We start from the raw sequence: 25,717 nt of genomic DNA on the forward strand, positions 1-25,717 counted from the left end.
TTAAGCGAGGCTGGCGTGTCGGCGCCGGGCGAGCGCGCCTTCGACGAGGCTTTCGAGCTGGCGCTTCTCGTCGTCCGCCGCGACGCCGGCCTCCAGCCGGCCGATCACCGTTTCGGCAAAGCGGGTGTTGCGCGCCTCGGTCAGCACGGCGGCGATCTGCTGCGCCTTCAAGGGCTCCAGCAACGCCTTGCGCTCGGTGAGCCGCCTGAGGCGGGCCGCCATGTGGCCGGCGAACAGGCCGTGCAGCGGTGTGTCGTCGTTGAGGGTGGCGATCAGGGCGGTGCATTTCTCGTCGATGTCGGCCTCCTCGCGCATCACGCGGGCAAGGCGCAGTTCCTCGACCTGCTTGAGCTGCCGGCGGAGGTCGGCGATGCGGCGCATGGTGTCGAGGCGCTTCTTGTCGGGTGCGCTCATTGGGAGGCCAGCCAATCGGAAAAGCCGAGCACGAACAGTTGCTGGAACTCGACGGCGGTGACGTAGAACAGCATCAGCCCGCCGAACAGCACGAAGGGCATCGAGATGAAGTAGACCGGGATCGCCGGCGTCATCTTGTTGACGAGGCCGAGGGTGAAGTTGACCACCAGGCCGTAGATGATGAAGGGGCTGGCAAGGCGCAGCGCCAGCCAGAAGGCGGTCGACAGCGTGTCGGTCACCTCGATCAGGCTGCCCTGCGGGTCGAAGGCGCCGGCCACCGGCAGCACCTTGTAGGAGGAGACGACCGCTTCCAGCACCTTGGCGTGCTGATCGGTCAGGAAGAACATCAGCGTCGCCGTCAGCATGATCAGCGCCGTCATGGCCGGCAGGGCCTCCTGATCCTCGATCGCCGTATCGGGCATCGAAAAGCCGACGGTCATCGCCATGGCGTGCGACAGCATCTGCAGGGCGAGGAAGAACAGGCGGCCGAGGAAGCCGATGAACAGGCCGGTGAACGTCTCGGCGGCGATGAGGCGCAGCAGCGTCACCGGCGCATCGTCGGTGATGGCGGCGGCGGCCTCGTCGACCAGCATCGGCGCCACGGCGAGCGTCAGGCCGAAGGCGAGAAACAGGCGGACCTGCATGGGAACGCGGGCGCTGGAGATGCCGACCATCACCATCATCGCGCCGCCGATGCGGCAAAACAGCAGGCAGACGGCCAGAATGGTGGTCGAGCCGATGATGCCGGTCATGAAATGGTTCCGAGCGCTTCCACCTCGACGCCACGGGCGATTTCGACGTGGCTCAGCACCGGCAGCGACGGGAACAGCCGCTCGACGATGAGGCGCACGTAGGGACGCGCCTCGGGCGCGGTGACCACGGCGAAGCTGTGGCCCTGCGACAGGCGGCTGCGGACGGCCTCCGACACTTCGGTGCCGAACTGCTCGACGAGGCGCGGATCGATGTCGAACTCGATGACGTCGCCCTTGCCGTCGCGCTTCAGCCCCTGATGGAAGGTGAGGTCCCAGCGGTTGCCGAGGCGCAGCACCTTGAGCGTGCCGCCGTCGGCCAGGTCGCCGCAGATCTGTTGGGCGATGCGCATGCGGACGTGCTCGGCGATCTGCTCGGCGCGGCGGACGTGCGGGGCGATTTCGGCGACCGCCTCGAGGATGAGGTGGAGGTTGCGGATCGACACGCGCTCGGCGAGCAAGAGCTTCAACACCGCCTGCAGGCCGGAGAAGGAGATCTGCGACGGGCAAATGTCGTCGACGAGGCGCCTGTACTCGGGATCGAGCCGGTCGATCAGGATGCGCATGTCCTTGTAGGAGAGGAGCTGCGGCAGGTTGTTGCGCAGCACTTCCGAGAGATGGGTGAGCATCACCGACATGCTGTCGATCGGCGAGAAGCCCTCGCGCGTCACCTCGTTCACGTAGTCCTGCGACACCCACATCGCCTTCATGCCGAAGGCCGGCTCGCGCGTCTCGTCGCCGGGAACGTCCGGTCCCGAGGTGTCGCCGGTGATCACCATCACCTCGCCGAGCCTCAGCTCCTGGGCGGCGATGACGGTGCCGTGGATCTTGATGCGATATTCCTTCTGCGGCATGGCGAGGCTGTCGCCGAGCTTGATGTCGGGAACCACGAAGCCGTACTGCTGGGCGAACTTGCGGCGCATCTTGCCGACGCGGTGGGCCAGCTCGCCGTGGTTGTTCATCATGCGGGCGGCGATCTGCTTGCCGAGGCAAAGCTCGATCTCGTTGGTGCGGAGCTGTTCCTTGACCGAGTCCTTGGCTTCCGACTTGGTCGCCTGCTCGATGCGCGTCTTTTCGGCCGCCTCGGCGGCGGCGCGTTCGGCGCGGCGCTTGGGGATCGCCCGGGCGACGAAGCCCATCAGGGCGGCCGGAATGAGGAAGGGCAGGAGGGGCAGGCCGGGCACCAGCGACAGGCCGGCCAGGAGACCGGCGGCCACCAGGAGGGCGCGGGGATAGCCGCCGAGCTGCCCCATCACGGCCTGCTCGGCCGAGCCGCGCGTGCCGCCCTTGGAGACCAGCAGGCCGGCGGCCAGCGAGACGATCAGCGCCGGGATCTGGGTGACCAGGCCGTCGCCGACGGCGAGCTTGACGAAGGCGTCGGCGGCCTCCGACAGCGGCAGGCCGTGGCGGGTGGAGCCGATGACGATGCCGCCGAAGATGTTGACGGCGGTGATGATGATGCCGGCGATGGCGTCGCCGCGCACGAACTTGGAGGCGCCGTCCATCGAGCCGAAGAAGGTGCTTTCCTCCTCCAGCTCGCGTCGCCGCTGCTGCGCTTCCTTGTCGGTGATCAGGCCGGCCGACAGGTCGGCGTCGATGGCCATCTGCTTGCCGGGGATGGCGTCGAGGGTGAAGCGGGCGCCGACCTCGGCGATGCGGGTGGCGCCCTTGGTGATCACCACGAAGTTGACGATGATCAGGATGGCGAAGATGACCAGGCCGATCACGAAGTCGCCGCTCATCACCAGGCGCGAGAAGCCCTGGATGATGTGGCCGGCGGCGCCGTCGCCGGCGTGACCGCCCGACAGGATCTGGCGCGTCGTCGCCACGTTGAGGGCGAGGCGCAGCAGCGTGGCGATCAGCAGGACGGTGGGGAAGGAGGAGAAGTCGAGCGGCCGCTGAATCCACAAAGAGACCATCAGGATCAGCACCGACAGGGCGATCGACAGGGCAAGGCCGGTGTCGATCAGGATCGGCGGGATCGGCAGGAACAGCACGGCCAGGATGGCGACGATGCCGATGGCGAACCCGATGTCGCGCGAGCCGGAGGCGCTCTTGGCGCCGGTAGGAGCCGACAGGCTGACGTTCGACATGCAATGCGCTCCTGAATGCGGTCGGCGAGCGTCCTAGAAACCGCTCTCGATGCGGCCGTAGACGATTTCCGTGAAGGCGTAGATCTGGGCACCGATGAACGGACCGGTGGCCACGATGGTCAGCAGGATGGCGACGATCTTCGGAATGAAGGTCAGCGTGATCTCCTGTACCTGCGTCAGCGCCTGCAGGAGAGCGATGACCACGCCCACCGTCATGGCCGCGAGAACGGCCGGTCCGGAGCCGATGATGATGGTCCAGATGGCATCGCGGACCAGGTCGAGGGCGTCGAACTCGTTCATCAGGTGATGATCACGCCGGGGCCGAGCACCACCGACTTGCCGGTGTCGAGATCGGCCAGCGCGCCGCCGTTGACGATGCGCACCGCCGTGACCTGGCCGGAGAGGCTGCCGTCCTCGGTGGTGAGCGTCCGGCCGATGATGCCGTCGGCCTGCGACAGGGCGAGCGACGACAGGAGGCCGTCGAGCTTGGTGTTGGTCTGCATCGACTGCTCGACCTGCGAGAAGGTGGCGAACTGGGCGATGTATTCCGTCGAGCTGGTCGGTGCCGTCGGATCCTGGTTCTTCATCTCGGCCATGAACAGCTTCAGGAAGGCGTCGTAGTCGAGCGAACTGCCGGCGCTGGACGTCGACGACGACGACGAGGCCGAATACTGGCTGGTTGTGGTGTTGACCTGCATGGCGTGTTCTCCTGGGTCAGGCGGCGATGAGACCGCCCAGCACGCCGGCCTCGACCGGAAACAGCGAGCGGATGGTCTTGAGGGCGTCGAACGGCCGCTCGGCGGCGAGCTGCGCCTCCACCGCCCGGAGACCGGAGCGGATGTCGGCGTTGATCAGCGTCCGGTCGAGCGAGGCGATCAGCCCGGCGGCGATCGAGCGGGCGCTGCGGTTGTCGGCGCCGTCGATCATGATCATCTGGACGGCGAAATAGAGCTGCCGCAGCGGCGTCGTCGTCTCTTCGGGCTGCATGACGTGGGCCTCGAGCAGGAAGCTCACGTCGTTCAGCAGCTCGATCGACACTTTGCGGTCGACGCGGATCACCGCGCCGTTGATGTAGAGGCGCTCATGAGCGCGAAGGCCGAGGTGCATCGAACGGCTGCTCATGCGAGACCCGCCCGGATGATGCCGTTGATCTCGATCAGCCCGTCGAAATTCTCGGACTCGTTGCGGCGGATCTGCTCGGCTTCCTTGATGATCCACAGGCCGATGGAGATCAGATCGGCGCGCAGCCGGTCCGGCAGGTCGTTGTCGGGGCTGGCGAGATCCTCGATCAGGTAGCTCCACAGACGGCGGAGATACAGGATGGCGTCAGTCGCCTCCCGCGACCGGCTGCCCTTGGCCTTTGCCCGTTGGAGCAGTTCTACGGCATGGTCCATGGCCTCGGCCTCGTGCTGGCGCGCGAGGTTGACGGCATCGCCGACGATGTCGGCGTAGGAAAACTGATGCATGAAACACCCTGCGGGTTGAGGTGAAACGAACTGCCCGGCGGACCGGGAGGGATCAGAGATAGTTGAGCAGGCTGAGCTGCTGCATGCGGCTGGTCAGCGCGAACGCCATGTCGAGCTGGGTCTCCAGCGCCGAAATGCGCGTCTGGGCTTCGATCGGGTCGACCTGCTCGAAGTCGTTGATGTTGCGGTTGAGGATATCCATCTGCGCTTCGATGCGGCTGTTGGCGTTGCTGAGCCGCTCCTGCGCGGTGCCGAGGCGGGCCTTGACGACGGTGACGTCGACCGTGGCGTTGCCGACGATCTGGGTCGTCTTGTCGATGAGGGTCTGGTAAGCCTTCTCCGACAGGCCGGCGTCGGCGAGCTCGCTGACCATCGTGTAGGCCATGGCCAGCTTGCGGAAGGCCGCCTCGTTGGCGTTGGTCGAGGTCTCGATCAGCTCGGAGGTGGAGATCCGGCTCTTGACGTTCTGGCTGGACGCCGACGACCAGCCGGTGGTCGGGTCCGACCAGCTCGCCGCGTCGAACATGTTGGTCATGTTGACGTCGATGAAAGTCTCGAGATCGGCGGCCGACAGATCGGCGGGGCTGGCGGCGCCGACGCTGGTGCAGAAATTGGCGAGTTCGGTGTCGAAGGCGGTCTTGGTGGCCGAGGCCGGCGTCGAATAGTAGTCGGTGACCGGCCGGACGTCGGTGTTGATGCCGGCGAACAGGTACTCGCCGTTGATCGACGTATTGAGCGAGGCGATCAGCGACTGAAGGTTGTTCTTGGCATCGTCGGCGATCACTTCGGCGCCGACGTTGCCGGAGCGGACGGCGATCAGCGAGGCCGCGAAGTCCTGGGCGTTCTTCAGCACGCCGTCGAGCGCCGCCTGGCTGGTGTCGAGACGCGAGGCGACGAGGCCGTTGGTGTCGCGGATGGCGTCGAGACGCTGGTAGTCCTGGCGCAGCGAGATGGTGCGCCCGGTCTTGTTGCCGAGCTCGAGACCGACGTCGGCCCAGCGGCCGGAGCTCAGTTCCTTGGTATTCTTGGCGAGCTCGGTCTGCATCTTGAGGATGGAAAGGCGGGACGCGGTGGACGCCGCCTGGGTCGAGATATAGGTGGTCTTCATGTCTCACTCCTCTCTCAGACGGCGTTGAGCAGATCCTGAAGCATTTCGTCGACCGCCGAGATGAGCTTGGCGGAAGCCGCGTAAGTGCGCTCGATCTCGAGCTGCTTGGACAGCTCGTCGTCGAGGTTGACGCCGGTGTTGTTGGACAGCGCCTCCGAGGCGCGCTGCAGCATGGTCGACTGATAGGTCGCCGAGGTATCGACCTGCTGCCGGTTGAATTCCAGCCAGCTTGCCGAGGACGTGGCGTAGTCGGCGAGCGTGTTGGTGGGGTCGGCGCCCGAGGCCGCGTCGAAGACCCGCGCCTCGCCCAGTTCCGTCACCAGCGCGTTCAGCCGCTCGGCGAAGCCGGCCTCGTCGGTGGTGTTGTAGTCGTAGGTGATGCCGTCGCGGATCAGATCGAGGTTGCCGCCGGCCGTCGGATCGATGGCCGGGTTGACGGCGATGAGGCCGGCAAGGCCGGTCTCGATCGTCGCGGTGGCGGGTATGGTGCCGGTCGGCCAGGTGAACAGGCCCGGCACGTCCGGTCCGGTGCCCGACGGATCGCTTTCGGCGAAGGCTTCGATCAGGCCGCGGGCGATTTCGTCGAGCTGGCTCTGGTAGGTGACGCCCGCCTCGTCGCGCAGCGTGGCGAGACCGGCGAGGCGGCCGGAGGTGCTGGCCATCGACGATGTGCCGCCGACCACGGCGACGCCGTCGACATAGACGGCGTTGCCGACGGTGGCGGCGTTGAAGATGTTGGTCGCCTGAAAGCTGACCTCGCGCGGATGGGTCTCGAACAGCGCCACGCCGCCGTCCGTGTAGATGGCGACGTCGTTGTTGTCGCGCGACACCACCGAAATGCCGATCTCCTCGGAGAGCTGCGAGATCAGGTTGTCGCGGCTGTCCAGGCTGTCGGTGACGTCGGCGCCGGTCACCGTGCCGTGGACGATGGTGGTGTTGAGGGTGTCGATCTTGACGAGCAGGTCGTTGATGCGCTGCACCGATGTGGCCATGTCGGCGTCGGCGAGCGCGCGGGTGGCCTGCACCGTCGTCGTCGCCTCGTTCAGCGTGGTCGCCAGGGCGGTGGCCGAACTCTGTACCGCCTGGGCGAGGATGGTGTTGCTCGGGTTGGCGGCATACTGCTGCAGCTTGTTGTTGAGGTCGCCCAGCTTGGCGGCCGGGCTCTGGTTGAGCTCGGGATCGTCGATCGTCTGGGCCATCTTGGTCAGGCCGTCGAGCAGCGCGTCCTGCTTGGCCGAGGCCGAGGTGGCCTTCAGCATGGTCTTGTAGAGGGCGGTGTTGGTGGCGCGCTCTATCGACACCACCTGGACGGTGCCGCCGATACCGGTGATCACCGTCGCCGATTTGCGGGAGTAGGACGACTCCGCGCCGCCGGCGATGTTGCGCGACGTCGTCGCCGTCTGCACGCCGGAGGTCTGCAGCGAGGACTTGGCGACGTTGAGGGCCATCGAGAGGGACATCGGAGCAATCCGTTTGAGGTTGGAGGTCAGCGCTTCAGGTTGACGAGCACGTCGAGCAGGTCGGAGCCGGTCTGAAACACCTTGGAATTGGCCGTGTAGCCGCGCTGCGCCTCGATCATGGCGGTGAGTTCGGTCGCCATGTCGGCGTTGGACTGTTCCAGCGATCCCGAACTGATGACGCCGAAGCTCGACGAACCGGCGAAGCCGAGGCTGGGATCGCCCGAATCCATCGAGATGGAGTAGGCGTTGCCGGCGACCGGCGTCAGGTTGTCGGGGCTCGGCACGTTGGCGAGCGGGATCTGGAAGGTGGCCTTGCGGGTGCCGTCGCCGAAGATGGCGTAGACGATGCCCTCGTTGCTGATCTCGATGCTGTCGACCGACTGGGCGGCGTTGCCGTCGGTGTCGCCGGTCGGCGTGAACTCGGTGGTGCCGAGCTGGGTCATGCCCGACAAATCGAGCGTCATCGTCTGCGTCGAGCCGTCGTTCGGCACCGAGAAGGAGGCGATCATCGGCCCGGTCAGCTTGCCGTTGGTCGGATCGAAATTGAGGGTGCCGGTACTGAGGACCGGGCCGACGGCCGGCGTTCCGGTTGCCGCGTAGGGGAAGCCGCCGCCGGTGGAGCCGGCGCGGTCGAACACCGCGTATTCCCACTCATTGGAGCCGGTCTTGGTGAAGTAGACGTCGAGCATCACCTGGTTGCCGAGGTTGTCGTAGGCCGTCAGCGAGGTCTTGTTGGTGTATTCCGCGCCGGCGGCATTGGCGCTGGGGGCGTCGGCGGCGGCGATGACGTCGGCATTGGAATTGAGCGTCGCGGTGATGTAGCCGCTGGTGGTCGGCGACGCCGTCATGCCCAGGGCGTTGACGTTGACCGGCACGAGGCCGGTCAGGCTGTTGGCGGAGGGGGAGGGCGTGCCGGCGGAAAGGTCGTAGCCGAGCAGCGTGAAGCCGCCGGCATTTTTCAGCGTGCCGTCCGGCTGCTCGACGAACGAGCCGGCGCGCGTGAGATAGGGCGTGCCGCCGGCGTCCTGTACCACGAAGAAGCCGGAACCGGTGATGGCGAGGTCGAGGCCGCTGGTGGTGGAAAGATAGGAGCCGGCCTCGCCGATGGCATAGCGGGTCTGGGTGGTGACGCCGGCCGGCTGATAGGAGCCGGAGCGGCTGTTGCCGATGACCATCGACGAGAATTCGGTCGAGGCGCGCTTGTAGCCGACGGTATTGGCGTTGGCGATGTTGTCGGCGGTGGTGGCCAATCGGCTACCTTGGGCGTTCATTCCAGAAACGCCGCTGCGCAAGACGCCATAAAGACTCATCGCTGATCTCCTGAAGCACTGTCATTGCTTGCAGGAAACACCGCCACCCTTGCGCGAAGCTTGTCGTTCGAAAGCTAAAATTGAAAGTAAAACTCTATCAAAACTGAGGCTATTTCAGCTTCTTCTGCCATCATAGATGGCGTTAAAACGGTACTCATGATCTCTGCTGTCCCTGGCAAAAATATCAGGGAGCTTGAGGGGGCATTTACGGCATGAAGGCCAAATGGCGTTCCGTCGATCCGTTTGACGGGCGGGAGCCTGAAATGTGTACCGGATTGGAACGGCCGCCGGCATCTCCAAGCGTTCGGCCTAAATGCAACCTTTGATATGTGTCGTCGGATGGACCGGTTCGGCTCGAAAGCTGGGTGGAGAGCCTCGGCGAAGGTTCAGGCCTGCCGTTTCCTCGGAACGGCAAAATCGACTTCTGCCGCAAAAATTTTGCCCGGCCTGTCACATTGCCGGCGGTCCGCTTGTCATGAGGGGTGCAATCCCGCACCAGGAGACGACCATGGCTCACCGAACAATCGCCACCATCGCAGCCGAGGAACAGCGCCTGACGCTGATCAATCTTTACGAGGTGGCGCCGGAGAAGCAGGCGGATCTCGCCCGTCTTCTTTCCGAGATCACGGAAACGACCATCCGGCACGAGCCAGGGTTCGTGTCCGTCAGCGTCCACAGCAGCCTCGACGGCACGAAGGTGGTAAATTACGCTCAATGGGCGTCGAAGGCGCACTTCGAGGCTTTCATGAAAAAGCCGGAGACCGGAGAGCAGCTGAAGCGATTTGCGGCGCTGGCGAAGTCCGTGTCGCCCGCGCTCTACAAGGTGAATTCCGTTCATTCCGCAAGGTGACGGAGGAGGCCGGCCCCGTGGCAACCGAAACTTCCGCCGAGCGGGTCCTGTCGGACCTGCGCCCGGGCCTGATCCGGATCGCCTACCGCATGCTGGGGTCGGTGGCGGAGGCGGAGGATACGGTTCAGGAGGCATCGATCCGCTGGCTCGCCACCGACCACCAGGCGGTGCGCGAACCGGCGGCGTTCCTGCGCCGGATCGTTACCAGGCTCTGCCTCAACGAGCTGAAATCCGCCCGGCGCCGGCGCGAAACCTACGTCGGCCCGTGGTTGCCGGAACCGATCTTCGATCCGGAGGATCGGGAGACGCCCGACGACATCACGCTGCCGCTGATGATCGTGCTGGAGCGCTTGTCGCCCCTGGAAAGGGCGGCGTTTCTGCTGCACGACATTTTCGGCATGAGCTTCGAGGAGGTGGCGGAGGCCATCGGCCGCGAGGCAGCGGCTTGCCGAAAGCTTGCCAGCCGGGCGCGCGCCCATGTCCGCGAGGCGCGTCCGCGCTTCACCATCGCCAGGGATCGCGGGCGCGAGCTGGCAGAGGCGTTCTTCGCCGCCTCGCGGAGCGGCGACATGGGCGCCCTGCGGGCGCTGCTCGCCGAAGATGTCGTGGCGGTGGCCGATGGCGGCGGCAAGGTTTCCTCCTCGCCGGCGCCGCTCGTCGGCCTCGAAGCCGTCCTCGCCCGGCACGCCGACATGGCGCGTGATTTCGTTGGGGAGCCGTCGCAGCTCATCCGCTACGCCGTCATCGACGGCTTGCCGGGCTTCGTCACCATCGAGGCGGGCGGCATCGTGCAGACCACTGCGCTCCATATCGAGGACCGGTTGATCGTCGCCATCTACGTGACGCGCAATCCCGACAAGCTGCGGCACCTGCCCGAAGCGCACCTTCACTAAGCGTGCGGCGCAGGGCCGGAGCTTGCTTCATACAGGGCGGAAATCGCCCGCCGCGCCCGTTCCGGCGCGACGACCAGCGGTGTGGCGTCGGTGATCTGGTCGATCGAGCCGATGATCGGCAGGCCGCGCAGAAGCGGGTCGGCGATGGCGCCGGCGAGGTCGGCGCCGATCGCCTCGGCGTTGATCGTCAGGAACGGGCGGTCGAAAAAGGGGCCGATCCGCGGCACGACCGACAGCGGAAAGCCAGCCGGCGCGTGCATCTCGGCCACCGCCAGGCTGGCTTGCGCAAGCTGCTTCTGGCGTTGCTGCCATGTGTCGGCCGCAAGCGCCGCCGCAAGCAGCGGCAACAGCGTTGTCGCGCCGGCGAGCCGAGCGAAAGCGGAGCCGAACCATTTGGCATAAGGCGGATAGCGGCCTTCGAGCAGGAATCCGATCCGCATGATGTCGCGGGCAAGCCGCGCGGCGATGATGCGCGAGCCGAGATCGTCGCCGGCAAGGCCGGCCCGGCCGATAAAGGCCTGTTCGTCGTCGATGCGACGCCACTGGGTGGCCAGCTTGTAGAGGGTCACGTCGCGCGGGCTGCGGCCGAGGGTTTCCCTGAGGCGCGCGAGTTCGCCGAGATCGCTATGGAAAACCTCGCCGGCCGTCAGTTCCACCAGCCTTTGTTCGGGCAGCGACAGCCAGGTCAGGGCATCGAGCGGCGCGGTTGGATCGAGATCCAGCCGTGTTCTCAGGATTCCGGCGGCGGTGAAGACCTCGACGCCATGGCTGGGACGTCCCAGCGCATCGTCCGCGACGATGGGAGGGTGGGGACGGGAGCGGTAGCCGATGGGCTCGCCGAGGAAGCTCGCCGGCTTCACCGCGTCGAAACCGTCGACGATCGCCGCGGCATGGGCCGGGAAGTCGGCCGGCCGGATCACCAGTTGGACGCGCGGTCCCCAGTTGTGGTCGCGCGATATGTCGTCGTCGAAGCCGAGGAGCTCGGAGCCATAGCCGAAAATGCCCGCGTCGTGCCGCAGGTCCGGAAAAGCCTTGTTCAGCCAGGGACGGACGACGTCCCGGTAGAACAGCCTCGAAAGCTCGATGCCTTTCATTGCCGGCTCCCCCGCCTCAATGAGTGAAGCGCGCCTCAGCCGAGCGAGCGGATGGCGGCCTTGTAGCTCTCGACGATGCCGGCGCAGTCGGCCTCGGCGGCCACCAGCTTCGACGGGTGGCCATCCCAGGCGTTGGGGCCGAACGCGTGCCCGTCGAGCTTCTGGATGGTCTGGCCGATGGCGATCCCCTCGGTGACGACGCGCACCGGCCCCGAGCGGAGCGTGAACAGCTCCGGGGCCACCAGGTAGGCGGCAGCCGCCACGTCGTGCAGGCAGCAGCCGTCGACCTGATTGCGTCGCCGGTAGAGCGCTTCGTAGCCGCGGGAAATATCCCAGAGGAAACGTCCGGCCTCGCCGCCCCCGGCGAGCTCTGCCGCGTCGTCATGGCTCGCCACGCAATGGCTGGTGACGTCGAGGCCGATGGCGGTCACTGGCCAGGCGGCGGTGAACACCATGTCGGCGGCATGCGGGTCGTTGTGGACGTTGGCCTCGGCCGCCGGCGTGGCGTTGCCGCGCCGGCCGTTCCAGCCAAAGGCGCCGCCCATGATCACCACGTCCTTCACCAGCGTGGCGATGCCGGGGTCGCGCTCGAGGGCAAGGGCGAGGTTGGTCAACGGGGCGACGGCGAGTAGGGTCACCCTGCCGGGATTGGCGCGGACGATCTCGACGATCCGGTCCGCCGCGTGGCCCTCGGCCGGTTCGGCGGCAAAGCCGTCGATGACGCCGGCATCGCCGAGGCCGTCGTCGCCGTGGATGAAGGTCGGCGCTTGTCGGCGTTCAATGGTCAGCGGCCGGGGCGCGCCGGCGTAGACGGGCGCGTCGATGCCGAAGCGCTGCGCGAGATAGAGGGCGTTGCGGGTGGTGATCTCGACTTCCGCGTTGCCGAACACCGTGGTGACGGCGGCGAGCCTCAGGCTCGGCTGTGCCTTCAGGAACAAAAGAGCCATGGCGTCGTCGATCCCCGGATCGGTATCGAAGATGACGAGATTTTCCCCGGTGTCGGCCATTACCCGTTCCCTTTAGCGCAAGTCTGCAAGCAAAGCCGCCGTGGCGGCTTCGCATTTTGTCATCGGACATGATCCGGGAATACGCCGCTCAGCCTATCTCGGTCCAGAGGTTGCCGGCGGCGTTGGATTTGAGGCAGGCTTCGACGAACCTGGAGCCGCTGACGCCGTCGCGGGCCGACGGCAGCACGCCGGCGGCGGCCTGGCCGGCGATCAGGTCGGCGGCGTCGCGATAGAGGTTGGCGAAGGCCTCGAGGTAGCCCTCCGGATGGGCGGCCGGCACGCGGCTGCCGGCGATGGCGGCGGCCGTGGCGCCGGCGCCGTTGCGGCGGAGCATCTGGCGCGGCTCGCCGAGCCGGGTGAACCACAGCTCCTCGGGCTTCTCCTGCCACCATTCGAGGCCGGCCCTGTCGCCGTAGATGCGGAACGACACGTTGTTGCCGTTGCCCGGCAGCACCTGGCTGGCCAGGATCGAGCCCTTGGCGCCGGAGGCGTAGCGCAGCAGGATGGCCGCGTCGTCGTCGACCCGCCGGCCCTCGACCAGCGTGCTGAGCTCGGCCAGAAGATGCGTCGGCTCCTCGCCGGCGACGAAGGCGGCGAGGTTCCAGGCGTGGGTGCCGACGTCGCCGATGGCGCCGCCGGCGCCGGCCTTCCTGGGATCGGTGCGCCAGACGGCGCCCTCGGCGCCGGTGGTCTCCACCGGCGAGGCCAGCCAGTCCTGCAGGTACTCGACCTCGACGCGCCTGAGCTTGCCGAGCTCGCCGGCCGCCACCATCTGGCGCGCCTGCCGCACCATCGGATAGCCGGTGTAGGTGTGGGTCAGGACAAAGCGGCGGCCGGTGGTCTCGACCAGCTTGGCCAGCGCCTCGGCGTCTTCGAGCGTCGTGGTCATCGGCTTCTCGCAGATGACGTCGAAGCCGGCTTCGAGCGCCGCCTTGGCGACGGGATAGTGCAGGAAGTTGGGGGTGACGATCACCACCGCGTCGACGCGGTCGGGACGCAACGCCTCCCTGTCGATCAGCTCCTGATAGCTGGCGTAGGCGCGATCGGGGGCGATGCCGAGCGTTGCGGCGAAGGCGCGGCCGCGTGTCGCGTCGACGTCGAGGGCGCCGGCTACCAGTTCGAAGCGGTCGTCCATGCGCATGGCGATGCGGTGGACGGCGCCGATGAAGGCGGTGGGGCCGCCACCGACCATGGCGAGTTTGATCTTGCTCATATCCTGTCCTCAGCCGATGCCGAGCAGCCGGCGGTTCATGGCGGCCCGATCTCCTTCACCGGGGCCGCTCTGGGCGAAATCGTCGAAGGCATGCTCGGTGACGCGGATGATGTGGTCGCGGATGAACGGCGCGCCCTCGGCGGCGCCGTCCTCGGGATGCTTCAGCGCGCATTCCCATTCGAGCACCGCCCAGCCGGGGAAGTCGTATTGCGCCATCCTGGAGAAGATCGACGAGAAATCGACCTCTCCGTCGCCGAGCGAGCGGAAGCGGCCGGGCCGATCGACCCAGGACTGGTAGCCGCCGTAGACGCCGGAACGGCCGGTGGGGTTGAGCTCGGCGTCCTTGACGTGGAAGGCGCGGATGCGCTCATGGTAGATGTCGATAAAGGCGAGGTAGTCGAGCGCCTGAAGCACGAAGTGCGAGGGATCGTAGAGGATGTTGGCGCGAGGATGGTTGCCGACGGCTTCGAGGAAGCGCTCGAAGGTGGCGCCGTCGTGCAGGTCCTCGCCGGGATGCAGCTCGAAGCAGGCATCGACGCCGGCCTCCTCGAAGGCGTCGAGGATCGGCGTCCAGCGGCGGGCGAGCTCGGCGAAGGCCTCCTCGACGAGGCCGGCCGGCCGCTGCGGCCAGGGATAGACGTAGGGCCAGGCAAGGGCGCCGGAGAAGGTGGCATGCGCGGCAAGGCCGAGGCGGCGCGACGCCTGGGCGGCAAGCTTCAATTGGCGCACCGCCCATTCGGTGCGGGCGGCGGGACGCCCACGCACCGCTTCCGGCGCGAAGCCGTCGAACAGCGCATCATAGGCCGGATGGACGGCGACGAGCTGGCCCTGGATATGGGTGGAGAGCTCGGTGATCTCGACGCCGGCCTCGCCGAGGCGGCCCTTCAACTCGTCGGCGTAGGTCTGCGACGTCGCTGCCTTCTCGAGGTCGAACAGGCCGGCGGTGGTCGGCAGTTGCAAGCCGACGTAGCCGAGGCCGGCCGCCCAGCGCGCCAGCCCGTCCAGGCTGTCGAACGGCGGCGCCCCGCCCACGAACTGCGCCAGGAACAGGCCCGGTCCCTTGATCGTCTTCATGGCCGTAATGTCTTTCCTACTAATGGACGGCGCGGCGGCTCAGCGGATGTCGCACCGGTTACTTCAAGCCGGCGGCCTCCGAGAGATTGCGAAAGCTCTCCATCCAACGGCGGAGGAAGCGGCTGAAGTCAGCGGGGTCGTCATGCTCGGCGACACAGTAGTCGAGCTTCGGCAGGTACGCCAGCTTGTCGAAGATCGGCGCGTAGGCGGTCGGACCGTGACCGAGGTCGGCCCAGCCGTCCTCGCTGTCGCCGCCGACATAGTCTTTGAGGTGTACTGCCACGATACGGTCGGCATAGCGATCGAGCCAGGCGAGTGGTTCCTCACCGGCGCGAATCAGCCAGCCGACGTCCGCCTCCCACAGGAGAGCCGGCTCAGCGGCCAGCAGCACATCCATCAGCCGGCTGCCGTCCTCGAGCGTTACGAACTCGAAGTCATGATTGTGATAGGCGAGCCGGAAACCGGATACAGCGGCACGCTGCCGCAAGGTGGCGAGGCGGCGGCCGAGGTTGTCGGAGGCGGCGCGCGTGGTCGGACGCTTTTCTTCCGGCAGCCAGGGAACCACGATCAGTTCCACCCCCAGCGTCCGACACACTGCAAAGGCCTTGTCAGGTTCCTCTTCCAGCAGCTTGAGCGGCACGTGCGCCGACGGCAGCTTGAGGCCTTGGCGGTCGGCCAGCGCCCGGAAGGCATTGGCGTCGTCGAAGACGGCGGCGAAAGGCTCGACACCGGTGAAGCCCGTGGCCGCCGTCTGGGCGAGCACGCCGTCCCAAGGCTGGTAGTTTCTGGCCGAATAGAGCTGAAGCAGCGTTTTCATGGGTTCCTCCCGAAGTCAGTTGTTCGCGGATAGGCGCTCGCCGCTTGCCTTGTCGAAGACATGCAGGCGCGCCGGATCGAAGGCGAGCGAGAAGCTCTCGCCGCTCCCGATCACGACGCGCTCGCGGAACACCGCCCTGATATGGTCGCTGCCGAAGGCGAACTCGACGAAGGTTTCGTCGCCGGTCGGCTCCTGTAGCAGCACCCTGACCGGAAGCGCGGCCGGCGCATCGTCGGCGGCCGGCAGCAGATGCTGTGGCCGGATACCCAGCACCAGCTCGCGACCTGTCGGCAGGAGACCGGACGGCAGCGGAACGATACCGCCACCGTCGAGCCGGAAACCATCATCCTCCACCCGGCCAGGCATGAGATTCATCGACGGCGAGCCGATGAAATCAGCGACGAACAGGTTGGCCGGCCGGTCGTAAAGCTCGAGCGGCGCCCCTACCTGCTCGATATGGCCGCGGTTCAGGACGACGATCCTGTCGGCCATGGTCATCGCCTCGACCTGGTCATGCGTCACGTAGATCATCGTCGTGCCCAGCCGTTCGTGCAGGGCCTTGATCTCGGCGCGCATCTGCACCCTGAGCTTGGCGTCGAGATTGGACAGCGGCTCGTCGAACAGGAACACCTCGGGGTCGCGGACGATGGCCCGCCCCATGGCGACACGTTGGCGCTGGCCGCCGGAAAGCTGCTTTGGATAGCGGTCGAGAAGGCCGCCGAGGTTGAGGATGTCGGCGGCCTCCTTCACCTTGCGCTCGATTTCCGCCTTCGGCCGCTTGGCCAGCATCAGCGAGAAGCCCATGTTCTGCGCCACCGTCTTGTGCGGGTAGAGCGCGTAGGATTGGAACACCATGGCGATGTTGCGATCCCTGGGGGCCATCTCGTTGACCAGCCGCCCGCCGATCCGAAGCTCGCCGCCCGAGATCGATTCCAGCCCGGCGATGATCCGAAGCAGCGTGGACTTGCCGCAGCCCGACGGCCCGACCAGGATCAGCAGCTCGCCGTCGCGCACATCAAGGTTCAACCCCTCGATCACGCTCAGCGAACCGTACCGTTTGCCGATCCCGTCCAACTCGACAGATGCCATGGATCCAACCCTCCCTTGCGAAGCCTCTTCCGGAGCATTCTCGAAAACGCTGCCAGTCGCTCGCCTCTCCGGCGACTGGCAGTTCATGTCGGATCGCCGTCAGCCGGCGAGAAGACGCTTTGCGACCGCAAAGGATTCGGAACTCGGCATCTTCGGCTGATATTCGAGGCCGACCGCTCCTCCATAGCCATTGGCGAGCAGCCAGCCGAGCCGTCGCCTGAGATCGACACCGCCACTGCCGGGATCGTTGCGGCCGGGATGGTCGGCTACGTGAACATGGAAGACCCGGTCGATCCGGCCGGCAACCACCTCTTCGGTCTTCTCGCCCATTACCGCCGAATGGTAGACGTCGTAGACGATGCCGATCTCTGGGCGACCGACCTCGTCGATGATGTCGAGCGCCTCGACGGTGCTGTCGAGGAAGTAACCCTTGTGGTCGATGAGGGTGTTGAGCGGCTCGACGCCTAGCCGGATGCCGGTTCCTTCAAGGCGCGCGCCGGCCGCCTTGAGAGTGGCCACCAGCGCCGCCCGCTGTTCGCCGCGCGTCCTGCCCGGCAGGTCGTTGCCGGCCTGGGCGATCAGTACCTTGGCGCCAAGCCGCTTGCCCACGTCGATTGATTTGGCGAGTCCCTCGATGAATGCCTCGCGGTTCGCCGGATCGGTAAGCGGGACCATCGGTTCGGCCACGAAGCCGGTGACGGCAATGCCGGTTTCGTGCACGGCGGCTTCCACCGCCGCCAGATCCTTGTTCGACCACAGCCAGAACTCGACGGCGTCGAGACCGGCCCGGTGGGCGAAACGTATGCGATCGGCGAAGTCGGGAGCCTCGTCGGCAAACAGCCATTCGATACAGGCAGAGAATTTCACGTCTTTCTCCTCAGGCAGGATTTCAGTGGCGACGATAGTCGATCAGCATCTGCACGACGTCGGGATCGGCCTCGTCGAGCAGACGATAGCCGCGCCCGGCGTCGGCGAGCGGCACGCGGTGGGTGATGAATCCGGATAGATCGATAGCAAAGCTGTCGATGAATTCGCGCACCAGCTGTCCGCGCCGCTCGGCCGACCACAGCGGCCCGAGGAACGGGTTGACCGCGCCAACCTGCGAGGAAACAATGCGGGGGCGGTTGTGGTGGAACTCGCCGGATAGGCTGAGGCTCTCGAAGGTGCCGCCATACCAGGACATGGCGACGACAAGACCGTTGTAGCCGGCGATACGGATCGCCTCGTTGAGGGCCGGAGCCGCTCCAGAAACCTCAATGACCGCGTCGGCGCCGCGGCCGCCGGTCAGGTCGCGGACCGCCTCGGCGACGTGTACCTTGGTGGGATCGAGTACATGCGTCGCGCCGCCAGCCAACGCCAGATCGCGCCGACGCTTGACGCCATCCACCGCGACGATGGTGTGCTGACCGCCCTTCTTAAGCAGGCGGACGACGATCTGGCCGATGACGCCGAGACCGGTCACCACTACATCGGCGCCGAGCGGCAGGTTGGCGTCGAGCACACCGTTGTAGGCCGTATTGAAATTGGCGAAGAACACGCCGAGTTCCGGCTGGGCCAGGGAACCGAGCGGGATGACCGACGAAGCACGCGTGACGGCGTGGTCGCCGTGCGGCTCGTAGGCGAAGACCAAATCACCGGGGAGGAGACCGTCGACGCCGTCGCCGAGCTCGGCGACGCGGCCGACCATGGCATAACCGTAGCGGGCCGGCCAGCTCCAGGTCGAGCCGCCCTCGGCGGAGAACAGACGCGTCTTCGGATCCATCTTTTGCCGCCATTGCGGCGCCAGGCCGCGGAAAACATTAAGTTCGGTGCCGGCGCTGATGCCGGAAACGACTGCCTCGATCAGGATCTCGCCAGGGCTGGGCTGGCGCAGCGCCTCCTCGCGAATGTCCAGGCTGCGCGGGCCGGTGAAGTAGAGCGCACGGGTGGTGGTCATGGTGTCATCCTTTCACGCCGCCGGACGTCAGGCCGCCGACGAGCTGATTGCGGAACATGAGGAACAGAACGATGGTCGGCAGGGCAATCACCACGCCGCCCGCCATGACCTCGCCCCAACTGAAGGAATAGGGGTCGAACAGGGTCTGCAGGGCGAGCGGCAGCGTCTTGACCTCTGTCTTGGAGATCAGCGCTAGGGCCATCAGGTATTCACCCCAGGAGAGGACGAAGGCGAAGGTGCCGACGGCAACGACGGCCGGGCGGATCAGAGGAAAAGTGATGCGCAGCATGGCGCCGATCTGGCCGGTGCCGTCGATCATCGCCGCCTCCTCAAGTTCGCGCGGCACACTGTCGATGTAGCCACGCAGCATCCAGACGGCGATCGGCAGACCGAGCGCCAGATGGATGAAGATCAGGGCGGTTAGCGTGTTGGTCAGGCCGAGGCTGCGGACGATCACCACGATCGGAACCATCACCGCGACGCCCGGAAGCATCTGCGTGCCGAGGATCAGCGCCGCCATAACGTCGCGCCCGACGTAGCGGAAGCGGCTGATCGAGTAGGACGCGGGCACCGCGATCGCCACGGTAAGCAGCGCGACTACGATGCCGACAACTAGACTGTTGGCCAGCGCGATCATGAAATCGGTCCGCTGGAACAGCGACAGGAAATGAACGAAGGTCACCGAGGTCGGCACGAGGCTTGCCGACATGATGTCACGGTCCGGCCGGACCGATGCCAGGAAAACCCAGGCGATCGGCGACAGCAACAGGAACACGGCGATGGCTGTGACCCAGTCCAGGAAGGCCTCATGGCGCGGATTGGCGCGACGGCTCATGCTTCGGCCCTCCGCAGACGTAGGCTGAGCGCCGATGCGATAGCCAGCACCACCAGCATGACGACGCTAATGGCGGCGGCATAGGCTGGCCGGAGATCGTTGAAGATGGCGTTGTACATTTTGATACCAAGGATGGTGGTCGCGCTCTGCGGCCCGCCCTTGGTCATGATCCAGGCGAGGTCGAAGCTGTAGAAGGCGAGGATTCCGAGCACCAGGGCGATGATCAGCATGGTGTTCTGGATCGCTGGCAGCGTGACGTGCATGAAGCGAGTGACCGCCGAGGCGCCGTCTACCTCCGCCGCCTCGTAGAGCTCGTCTGGAATGGCTTTCATGGCGGCGATCAGGGCGAGCACCAAAAACGGCGTTCCCTTCCAACCGGAAATGAAGATGATTACCGTGAAAGCCAGGGTCGGGTCATTCAGAACCGAGCTGTCGCCGGCTATACCAAGCGCCCGCAGCATGAAGTGGACGGTGCCGACCTGGCTGTCGAGCAGGAACTGCCAGCCGTAACCGAGCACGATGAAGGGCATCACCCAGGGTAACAGGATCAGCGCCGAGGCGACGCGAGCGACCAGCGTGTCCCGGTTGAGCAGGAGGGCGATCGGCAGCGCCAGCACGATCTCGACGGCGACCGTGCCGAGCGTCCAGACCCAGGTCCGCCAGAAGGCGCTCCAGAGGGACACATCGTAGATTAGGGTCCGGAAATTCTTGAGGCCGCCCCACACCGGAGTGGGCTGCCGCAGCAGGTACCAATCTTGCAGCGACAGCCAGACGTCATAGATCAAGGGGATCACGGCAATGATGGTCGCGACGATCACGGCCGGTGCGATCAGCACATATGGCAGGATGCGATCGGCCGTCATCGTTTTGCGGCGCCCTGGCTGGGCCGCAAGCAAACTGCTCGACACCATGGTCATTCTCCAGCCTTGGTCCGGAACCACGCGAGACTAGCGGGCGAGAACTTCGTCAATGGTCGTGCAGAGGTCGGCTGCGGCTTCGTTCGCCGTCTGTTTGCCGAGCGCAACGGCCTGAACCGCCGTCTGGACGGCGTTGACCTCAAGCTGGCCCATTTCCGGGATGGCTTCGCTCGGATATTGATAGGGCTTGGCGTCGTAGAGCTGTTTGACGAACAGCGGATAGGGGGCTTGATCCCAAGGCGCTTCCTGGGCGAGCTGGATGTTGCCAGGGATGAATCCACCGGCGGTCGCGAGCTGCTTTAGCCCGTCATGGGTGGCGAACATGATCCACTTGGCCGCCGCCTCCTTGTGCTCGGAGGCGTTCCAGAGCACCAGCGGCCAGCCGCCCAGGAAACCGGCTCGTCCCGCCGGCCCCGCCGGCACCAAGGCAATGCCGACGTCTTTGGCCCAAGGCGGGTTTTCCGTCTTGATGTCGCGCACCAGGACGGGTGCCTGCAGGATCATCGCGTAGTTGCCGTCGAGGAAGCCACGACGCACCGTATCATCGGCCATAGTGGCCGCGTCCGGATGGGTCGAGCCGTCTTTGAACATGCCAGTGAAGACGGTCAACGCATCTTCGAACTCGGGTGACCGGAAGGCGCATTTGCCCTTGTCGTCAAGCATGCGAGCGCCATACCCGAGCCAGACACTCATAAAATTATGGATGGTGTCATAGGAGATGCCCATGTTCAGTCCGACGCCGTAGGTGCCCTTAGGAGCCTTTTCGGTCAGGATCTTGGCATCCTTCGCCAGCTCTTCCCAGGTCTGCGGTGGCTTGTCGGGATCAAGGCCGGCCGCCTGGAACAGGTCCTTGCGATAAAAGAGCGCTCGTGTCTCGACGTTGACCGGCGCTCCCCACCATTTTCCTTGCAGAAAATAATAGCCCTTGTCACCCGGCCAGACCTGGCTCGCCACGTCGGTGCCATTCGCCTTGTCGTAGGCTTCCATATAGGGATCGAGCAGTACCAGCGCGCCGGCCGCCTGGAACTGGGCGACCACGTTGTTACCGAGCATGGAGACGTCGGGCAGACCGCCGGTGGTCAGCGCGCTGACCAGACGCTGTTGCTGGCTGGCCCAGGGTACGATCTCCATGTTGATGTCGATGTCGGGGTTGGCGGCTTCGAAGGCCTTGATCGCATCGTTCCAGGCGGCAATGTCGCCCTCAATCGTGCTGAACTGCCAGAAGGTGACGGTTTCCTTGGCGAAGGTATGCGAAGTCATCATGGCAAGCGCCGCCGCGCCTGCCATCAGAAGCTGATACTTCTTCATGGCGATTTCACTCCCGAGATAGGCTGTTGCCCTTGTCCAGACTTAAGTCGGACCTTCAACGGCGTCTTATTGCGCCATGTGTCATCGATAACACATGCGGTTTTGCCTGTCAACTTTGGCGATTCGGAATAGGTGGGTGTCAGCCGGGAGCGCGTCCGGTCGAGGCACGGACGACCAGTTCGGCCGGCAGTGTCTGCTCATTGAGCGGCGCCCGCCCCTCGATCAGGTCGAGGGCACACTGGAAGCCGGCCGCTCCCATGCGGGCCATTGGCTGCGATACCGTTGTCAGCGCCGGCGCAAGGCAGACGGCCAGCGTGTCGTCGAAGCCGACGATCGAGATGTCCTCGGGGATGCGCAATCGACAATCATAGATCGCCTGCAGCGCGCCGGCGGCCAGAATGTCACAGGTGGCGAAGATCGCCGTCGGTGGCTGATCGAGTTCCAGCAGCGCCCGTGTGTGGCGATAGCCAGACGCACCGGGAAAAGTGTCGGACATCGAGTAGTATTTGCCCAGCCGAACCAGCCGCGGATCAGTTAACAGATCAAATTCCTGCACGCAGTCGCGATAGGCGTTCAACCTCTCCTCCTCGACCGCATAGCCGCGCCGCGAATTGGGTAGCTGGATCGCTGGATCGCCGCCGACGAAGGCAACGCGGCGGTGACCGAGCTCAACGAGATGCACCATCGCCTGGCGTGCGCCGGTATAGTTATCGACCCGGATGAAGGGTGCGGCCGTCGTTCGACTGCGCTCTAGTTCAACGTAGGGGATGCCGCTGCGGTCGAGCAGCGCCAGATTGGTGGCGTCCGTCGATGTGCAGAACAGAACGGCGTCGACGTGGTCATCGATGAACCGCTCGATGCCGAGTCGTTCCCGTTTGCTATCGTTGGAATGGTTGAAAAGCACTGTACGGTAATTGTTGGCGCGCGCCGCGTTCTCGACACCTTGGGCAACATTGGCGAAGAATGGGTTGACGGTGATCTCGGTCAGCATCTGGCCGATGGTGTAGCTGCGGCGCATCCGAAGCCCGCGGGCCATGCTGTTCGGCCGGTAGCCGGTTTCCTTGAGCGCCGTCTCGACAGCAGTGCGCGCATCGGCGGAAACGTAGCCCCCTTTCAGCACCCGATTGACCGTCGCCGTCGAAACGCCGGCGAGCTTGGCAACGTCGTGTATCGTGGGGTTTCCAGCCGCCATCATGCCTCCCCGGCACCTGATCTCACGCCACAAGGATGCCAAGCATTTGGCGCTACAGGGAATAATTGTCAACGACTCTGACGCGCAGGTCGTGGCTGGATGGTGATGATCAGGCCGACCAAAACCATGAAGTTGATGAGTCTATTCCAGCGTAGCGGCCGCCAGTGTCCCATTCGACCAGCCGTTTTCAGGCCGGCGGCAGGATCTTGCCGGGGTTGAGGATGCCCTTCGGATCGATGGCCGTCTTGATCGCCCGCATCAGCGCGAGGGCGGCGTCGCCGAACTCTTCGCGCATGTAGTCGATCTTGCCCGAGCCGATGCCGTGCTCGCCGGTCGAGGTGCCGCCGACGGCGATGGCGTGGTGGATCAGCTCGGCATTGATGGCGCGGACGCGATCCAGCTCGGCCGCGTCGTCGGGGTCGACGGCGAACATGACGTGGAAATTGCCGTCGCCGACGTGGCCGAGGATGGCCGCCGTGGCGCCGGCCTTCTCGACGAGGTCGCGGGCGAGCGCCACCGAGCCGGCGAGCTCGGAGATCGGCACGCAGATGTCGGTGGCCCAGCCCTTCGAGCCGGTGCGGGCGGCGAGCACGGCATAGAAGGCGTCGTGGCGCGCCTTCCAGAGGCGCGAGCGATCTTCCGGCGTCGTCGCCCAGTCGAAGGCGGCGGCGCCGTAGTCGGCGACGATGCCGCGCACCGTTTCCACCTGCTCGGCGACGCCCTTTTCCGAGCCGTGGAACTCGAAGACCAGCGTGTCGCCGGCCGGCAGCGTCAATCCGGAATAGGCGTTGGTGTAGTCGACGAGCCGCTTCTCCATCAGCTCGACGCGGGCGATCGGCACGCCGTACTGGATGACGGCGATGGCCGCCTCGGCGGCGCTGACGAGATCGGGAAAGCGGCAGGTGGCGGCGGCCGTTGCCTCGGGAATGCCGTGAAGGCGCAGCGTCACCTCGGTGATGATGCCGAGCGTGCCCTCGGAGCCGACGATGAGGCGGGTGAGGTCGTAGCCGGCGGCCGACTTGCGGGCGCGGCTCGACGTGCGGATCACCTCGCCGTTGGCCAGCACGACGGTCAGCGACAGCACGTTGTCGCGCATGGTGCCGTAGCGGACGGCGTTGGTGCCGGAGGCGCGCGTCGCCGCCATGCCGCCGATGGTGGCGTTGGCGCCGGGATCGACGGGAAAGAACAGGCCCTGGTCGCGCAGGTAGGCGTTGAGCTCCTCGCGCGTCACGCCGGCCTCGACGGTGCAGTCGAGATCGGCCGAGCTGACGCGCAGGACCTTCCGCATGCGGGTAAGGTCGAGCGACAGGCCGCCTTCGGTGGCGGCCAGGTGTCCTTCGAGCGACGTGCCGGCGCCGAAGGCGATCACCGGGATGCCCTCGGCGGCGCAGAGCTTCACCGCCTCGGCCACCTCCTCGGTGCTCTCGGCGAACAACACCGCGTCGGGGGCGGCGACGGCGTGATGGGTCTCGCCGCCGCCGTGCTGGGCGCGCAGCGCCGGCGAGCGGGAAAAGCGGTTGCCAAAGCGGTTGGCAAGTGTCTGAAAGGCTGTGGACAAGCTGTGCATCGTCTTTCCGGTCAGCCGCCGTATTCGATGATTTCGAGGCCGGCGTTGTAGTCGGTGGCATAGATCAGCCCCGCCGCGTCGACGAACACGTCGGCCGACTGGATCACCCTGGGACGGCCGGGGCGGCGGTCGGTCATGACGGTCGGCGCCGCCGGCACCAGCGCGCCGGTCTCGCGCGGGCGATAGGCATCGGAGATGTCGAAGGCGCGGATGCCGGCGTTCTGCCAGGAGGCGAAGATCAGCGTGTCGGAGACGAAGCTGCCGGGGCGGTTCTCGTGGAGATTGTGCGGGCCGAAGTGGCCGCCCTTCTTGGCGTAGTCGATCTCGTCCGGCACCGGCAGCGTCGAGATGGAAACCGGGTTGGACGGTTCGCGGATGTCGAACAGCCAGGTCAGCTTGCGGCCGTCCTCCTCGTTGTCGAGCACCGCCTCGTCGGCCACCACCAGAAGATTGCGCGCGACGAGCGGCAGCGCCGAGTGGGTGCCGCCACCGTAAGGCGGACACCAGTTGCGATGGACGATGAGCTTCGGCGCGGAACGATCTGAAATATCGAGCAAAGTCAGACCGCCGTCGCGCCAGCAGGCATAGGCGGTATCGCCGTGGACGAGGGCGTGATGCAGCGCCCAGCGCCGGCCCTCGGGGGCGTGAAGCACCTCGCCGGCCGCCTTGTTCATGCCGGTCAGCCACCATTTGCCGGCGATGAACGGCCTCTTCGGATCGGCGAGATCGATAGTGACGAAGATATAGTCGGTAAAGCCCGGCAGCAGCGCCGAGGCGTAGGCCCAGCGGCCGCCGACATACCAAAGGCGATGAAAGCCGATGCCGCCCGAGTCCAGTTGGCCGATCTTCTTCGGCCGGTCGGGGGTGGAGATGTCGTAGACGGTCATGCCGGCCGTCCAGGCCTGCTTGCCGCCCGCCCCGGCGAAGGTGTCGCCGATCGACTTGGTGTAGTAGACCTTCTCGTCCTGCGCGACATCGACGTCGGCGAACAGGTCGAGCGCGTTGATCACCAGCAACAGGTCATCGTGCGCCTGGAGATGGATGTTCCAGGTATTGTCCGGCGCCGGGATGTAGGTGACGTCGCCCGGTCGCCTGGGATCGCGGACATCGACGATCGAGAAGCCGCGCGACCAGGGATGGCCGACATAGGCGAAGCCGCGATGCACCATCAGTTGCATGCCGTCGCCGCGGCCACCGATGTCGGAGTGGCCGATCAGCTTCATGTTGCGGGAATAGTCGGGGGTCGGCAGGTCGAGGCTCATCGGGGCACCGGCGAATGACTGAATGGGTAGGGCGCCGCGCGAGGCGACGCCCTTGCATGGATG

At 66.0% G+C, this 25,717-nt stretch carries 26 protein-coding genes; 2 read left to right on the forward strand and 24 right to left on the reverse strand.

Annotated features, from left to right (window positions below):
* Genes CJ014_RS03810 through CJ014_RS03855 form a run of 10 tightly spaced genes read right to left on the reverse strand, consistent with a single transcriptional unit; the run spans window position 1 to window position 8,600 of the window.
* Window positions 1–414, reverse strand: a complete 414-nt coding sequence (locus CJ014_RS03810) for a hypothetical protein (RefSeq protein WP_100079150.1) — start codon at window positions 412–414, stop codon at window positions 1–3.
* The gene (locus tag CJ014_RS03815; protein WP_100079151.1) at window positions 411–1,166 is read right to left on the reverse strand and encodes a flagellar biosynthetic protein FliR; all 756 of its coding nucleotides are present in this window, start codon (window positions 1,164–1,166) and stop codon (window positions 411–413) included. Before CJ014_RS03815 ends, CJ014_RS03810 begins: the two co-directional genes overlap by 4 nt.
* Window positions 1,163–3,256 carry a flagellar biosynthesis protein FlhA gene (flhA, locus tag CJ014_RS03820; protein ID WP_100079152.1) on the reverse strand — a complete coding sequence of 698 codons (2,094 nt, stop codon included), beginning with the start codon at window positions 3,254–3,256 and terminating at the stop codon, window positions 1,163–1,165. Before flhA ends, CJ014_RS03815 begins: the two co-directional genes overlap by 4 nt.
* Window positions 3,257–3,289: 33 nt before the next feature.
* Window positions 3,290–3,556, reverse strand: coding sequence for a flagellar biosynthesis protein FliQ (gene fliQ, locus CJ014_RS03825; protein ID WP_100079153.1), 267 nt, complete (start codon window positions 3,554–3,556; stop codon window positions 3,290–3,292).
* Window positions 3,556–3,954 carry a flagellar hook assembly protein FlgD gene (gene flgD, locus CJ014_RS03830; protein WP_100079154.1) on the reverse strand — a complete coding sequence of 133 codons (399 nt, stop codon included), beginning with the start codon at window positions 3,952–3,954 and terminating at the stop codon, window positions 3,556–3,558. The genes fliQ and flgD overlap by 1 nt, the downstream gene beginning before the upstream one ends.
* A gap of 16 nt (window positions 3,955–3,970) precedes the next feature.
* Window positions 3,971–4,378, reverse strand: a complete 408-nt coding sequence (gene flbT / locus CJ014_RS03835; protein ID WP_245427047.1) for a flagellar biosynthesis repressor FlbT — start codon at window positions 4,376–4,378, stop codon at window positions 3,971–3,973.
* Window positions 4,375–4,722 (reverse strand): flagellar biosynthesis regulator FlaF, encoded by a 348-nt coding sequence (gene flaF / locus CJ014_RS03840; RefSeq protein WP_100079155.1) that lies wholly within the window; start codon window positions 4,720–4,722, stop codon window positions 4,375–4,377. The genes flbT and flaF overlap by 4 nt, the downstream gene beginning before the upstream one ends.
* Window positions 4,723–4,774: 52 nt before the next feature.
* Window positions 4,775–5,830 (reverse strand): flagellar hook-associated family protein, encoded by a 1,056-nt coding sequence (locus CJ014_RS03845; protein WP_100079156.1) that lies wholly within the window; start codon window positions 5,828–5,830, stop codon window positions 4,775–4,777.
* A gap of 14 nt (window positions 5,831–5,844) precedes the next feature.
* A complete protein-coding gene (gene flgK / locus CJ014_RS03850) occupies window positions 5,845–7,290 on the reverse strand; it encodes a flagellar hook-associated protein FlgK (RefSeq protein ID WP_100079157.1) in 1,446 nt (481 codons plus the stop codon).
* A 26-nt stretch (window positions 7,291–7,316) separates the two neighbouring features.
* The gene (locus CJ014_RS03855; protein WP_100079158.1) at window positions 7,317–8,600 is read right to left on the reverse strand and encodes a flagellar hook protein FlgE; all 1,284 of its coding nucleotides are present in this window, start codon (window positions 8,598–8,600) and stop codon (window positions 7,317–7,319) included.
* A gap of 508 nt (window positions 8,601–9,108) precedes the next feature.
* Here CJ014_RS03855 and CJ014_RS28025 point away from each other — a divergent pair.
* Both CJ014_RS28025 and CJ014_RS03865 read left to right on the forward strand, forming a co-directional pair.
* Window positions 9,109–9,450 (forward strand): antibiotic biosynthesis monooxygenase family protein, encoded by a 342-nt coding sequence (locus CJ014_RS28025; RefSeq protein WP_207765653.1) that lies wholly within the window; start codon window positions 9,109–9,111, stop codon window positions 9,448–9,450.
* A 17-nt stretch (window positions 9,451–9,467) separates the two neighbouring features.
* The gene (locus CJ014_RS03865) at window positions 9,468–10,343 is read left to right on the forward strand and encodes a sigma-70 family RNA polymerase sigma factor (protein ID WP_207765654.1); all 876 of its coding nucleotides are present in this window, start codon (window positions 9,468–9,470) and stop codon (window positions 10,341–10,343) included.
* On the opposite strand, the gene CJ014_RS03870 is transcribed toward CJ014_RS03865, so the two are convergent.
* From CJ014_RS03870 to CJ014_RS03935, 14 genes are all read right to left on the reverse strand, one after another.
* Window positions 10,340–11,437: a DUF4037 domain-containing protein gene (locus CJ014_RS03870; RefSeq protein ID WP_100079161.1), complete on the reverse strand. Its 1,098-nt coding sequence runs from the start codon at window positions 11,435–11,437 to the stop codon at window positions 10,340–10,342. The genes CJ014_RS03865 and CJ014_RS03870 overlap by 4 nt on opposite strands.
* Window positions 11,438–11,472: 35 nt before the next feature.
* Entirely contained in the window at window positions 11,473–12,444 is a 972-nt protein-coding gene (locus CJ014_RS03875) for a nucleoside hydrolase (protein WP_100079162.1), read from the reverse strand.
* Between the two features lie 88 nt (window positions 12,445–12,532).
* Window positions 12,533–13,657: a Gfo/Idh/MocA family protein gene (locus CJ014_RS03880; RefSeq protein WP_100079163.1), complete on the reverse strand. Its 1,125-nt coding sequence runs from the start codon at window positions 13,655–13,657 to the stop codon at window positions 12,533–12,535.
* Between the two features lie 9 nt (window positions 13,658–13,666).
* Complete coding sequence (locus tag CJ014_RS03885; RefSeq protein ID WP_100079164.1) at window positions 13,667–14,731, reverse strand: sugar phosphate isomerase/epimerase family protein; 1,065 nt, start codon at window positions 14,729–14,731, stop codon at window positions 13,667–13,669.
* 58 nt (window positions 14,732–14,789) lie between these two features.
* Window positions 14,790–15,548 (reverse strand): sugar phosphate isomerase/epimerase family protein, encoded by a 759-nt coding sequence (locus CJ014_RS03890; protein ID WP_100079165.1) that lies wholly within the window; start codon window positions 15,546–15,548, stop codon window positions 14,790–14,792.
* Window positions 15,549–15,563: 15 nt separating this feature from the next.
* Window positions 15,564–16,637 carry an ABC transporter ATP-binding protein gene (locus CJ014_RS03895; RefSeq protein ID WP_100079166.1) on the reverse strand — a complete coding sequence of 358 codons (1,074 nt, stop codon included), beginning with the start codon at window positions 16,635–16,637 and terminating at the stop codon, window positions 15,564–15,566.
* 99 nt (window positions 16,638–16,736) lie between these two features.
* Window positions 16,737–17,504 (reverse strand): TIM barrel protein, encoded by a 768-nt coding sequence (locus CJ014_RS03900; protein ID WP_100079167.1) that lies wholly within the window; start codon window positions 17,502–17,504, stop codon window positions 16,737–16,739.
* Between the two features lie 22 nt (window positions 17,505–17,526).
* Complete coding sequence (locus CJ014_RS03905; RefSeq protein WP_100079168.1) at window positions 17,527–18,573, reverse strand: zinc-binding dehydrogenase; 1,047 nt, start codon at window positions 18,571–18,573, stop codon at window positions 17,527–17,529.
* 4 nt (window positions 18,574–18,577) lie between these two features.
* Complete coding sequence (locus CJ014_RS03910) at window positions 18,578–19,408, reverse strand: carbohydrate ABC transporter permease (RefSeq protein ID WP_100079169.1); 831 nt, start codon at window positions 19,406–19,408, stop codon at window positions 18,578–18,580.
* Window positions 19,405–20,271: a carbohydrate ABC transporter permease gene (locus CJ014_RS03915; RefSeq protein WP_165790729.1), complete on the reverse strand. Its 867-nt coding sequence runs from the start codon at window positions 20,269–20,271 to the stop codon at window positions 19,405–19,407. Before CJ014_RS03915 ends, CJ014_RS03910 begins: the two co-directional genes overlap by 4 nt.
* Before the next feature lie 84 nt (window positions 20,272–20,355).
* Window positions 20,356–21,633, reverse strand: a complete 1,278-nt coding sequence (locus CJ014_RS03920) for an ABC transporter substrate-binding protein (RefSeq protein ID WP_100079171.1) — start codon at window positions 21,631–21,633, stop codon at window positions 20,356–20,358.
* 139 nt (window positions 21,634–21,772) lie between these two features.
* Window positions 21,773–22,828 carry a LacI family DNA-binding transcriptional regulator gene (locus tag CJ014_RS03925; RefSeq protein WP_100079172.1) on the reverse strand — a complete coding sequence of 352 codons (1,056 nt, stop codon included), beginning with the start codon at window positions 22,826–22,828 and terminating at the stop codon, window positions 21,773–21,775.
* Window positions 22,829–23,012: 184 nt separating this feature from the next.
* Window positions 23,013–24,392, reverse strand: a complete 1,380-nt coding sequence (locus CJ014_RS03930; RefSeq protein ID WP_100079173.1) for an FAD-binding oxidoreductase — start codon at window positions 24,390–24,392, stop codon at window positions 23,013–23,015.
* Window positions 24,393–24,403: 11 nt separating this feature from the next.
* Window positions 24,404–25,654 (reverse strand): LVIVD repeat-containing protein, encoded by a 1,251-nt coding sequence (locus CJ014_RS03935; protein WP_100079174.1) that lies wholly within the window; start codon window positions 25,652–25,654, stop codon window positions 24,404–24,406.
* Window positions 25,655–25,717: the final 63 nt, after the last annotated feature.

It is taken from the genome of Pleomorphomonas carboxyditropha, assembly GCF_002770725.1.
Classification (GTDB): domain Bacteria; phylum Pseudomonadota; class Alphaproteobacteria; order Rhizobiales; family Pleomorphomonadaceae; genus Pleomorphomonas; species Pleomorphomonas carboxyditropha.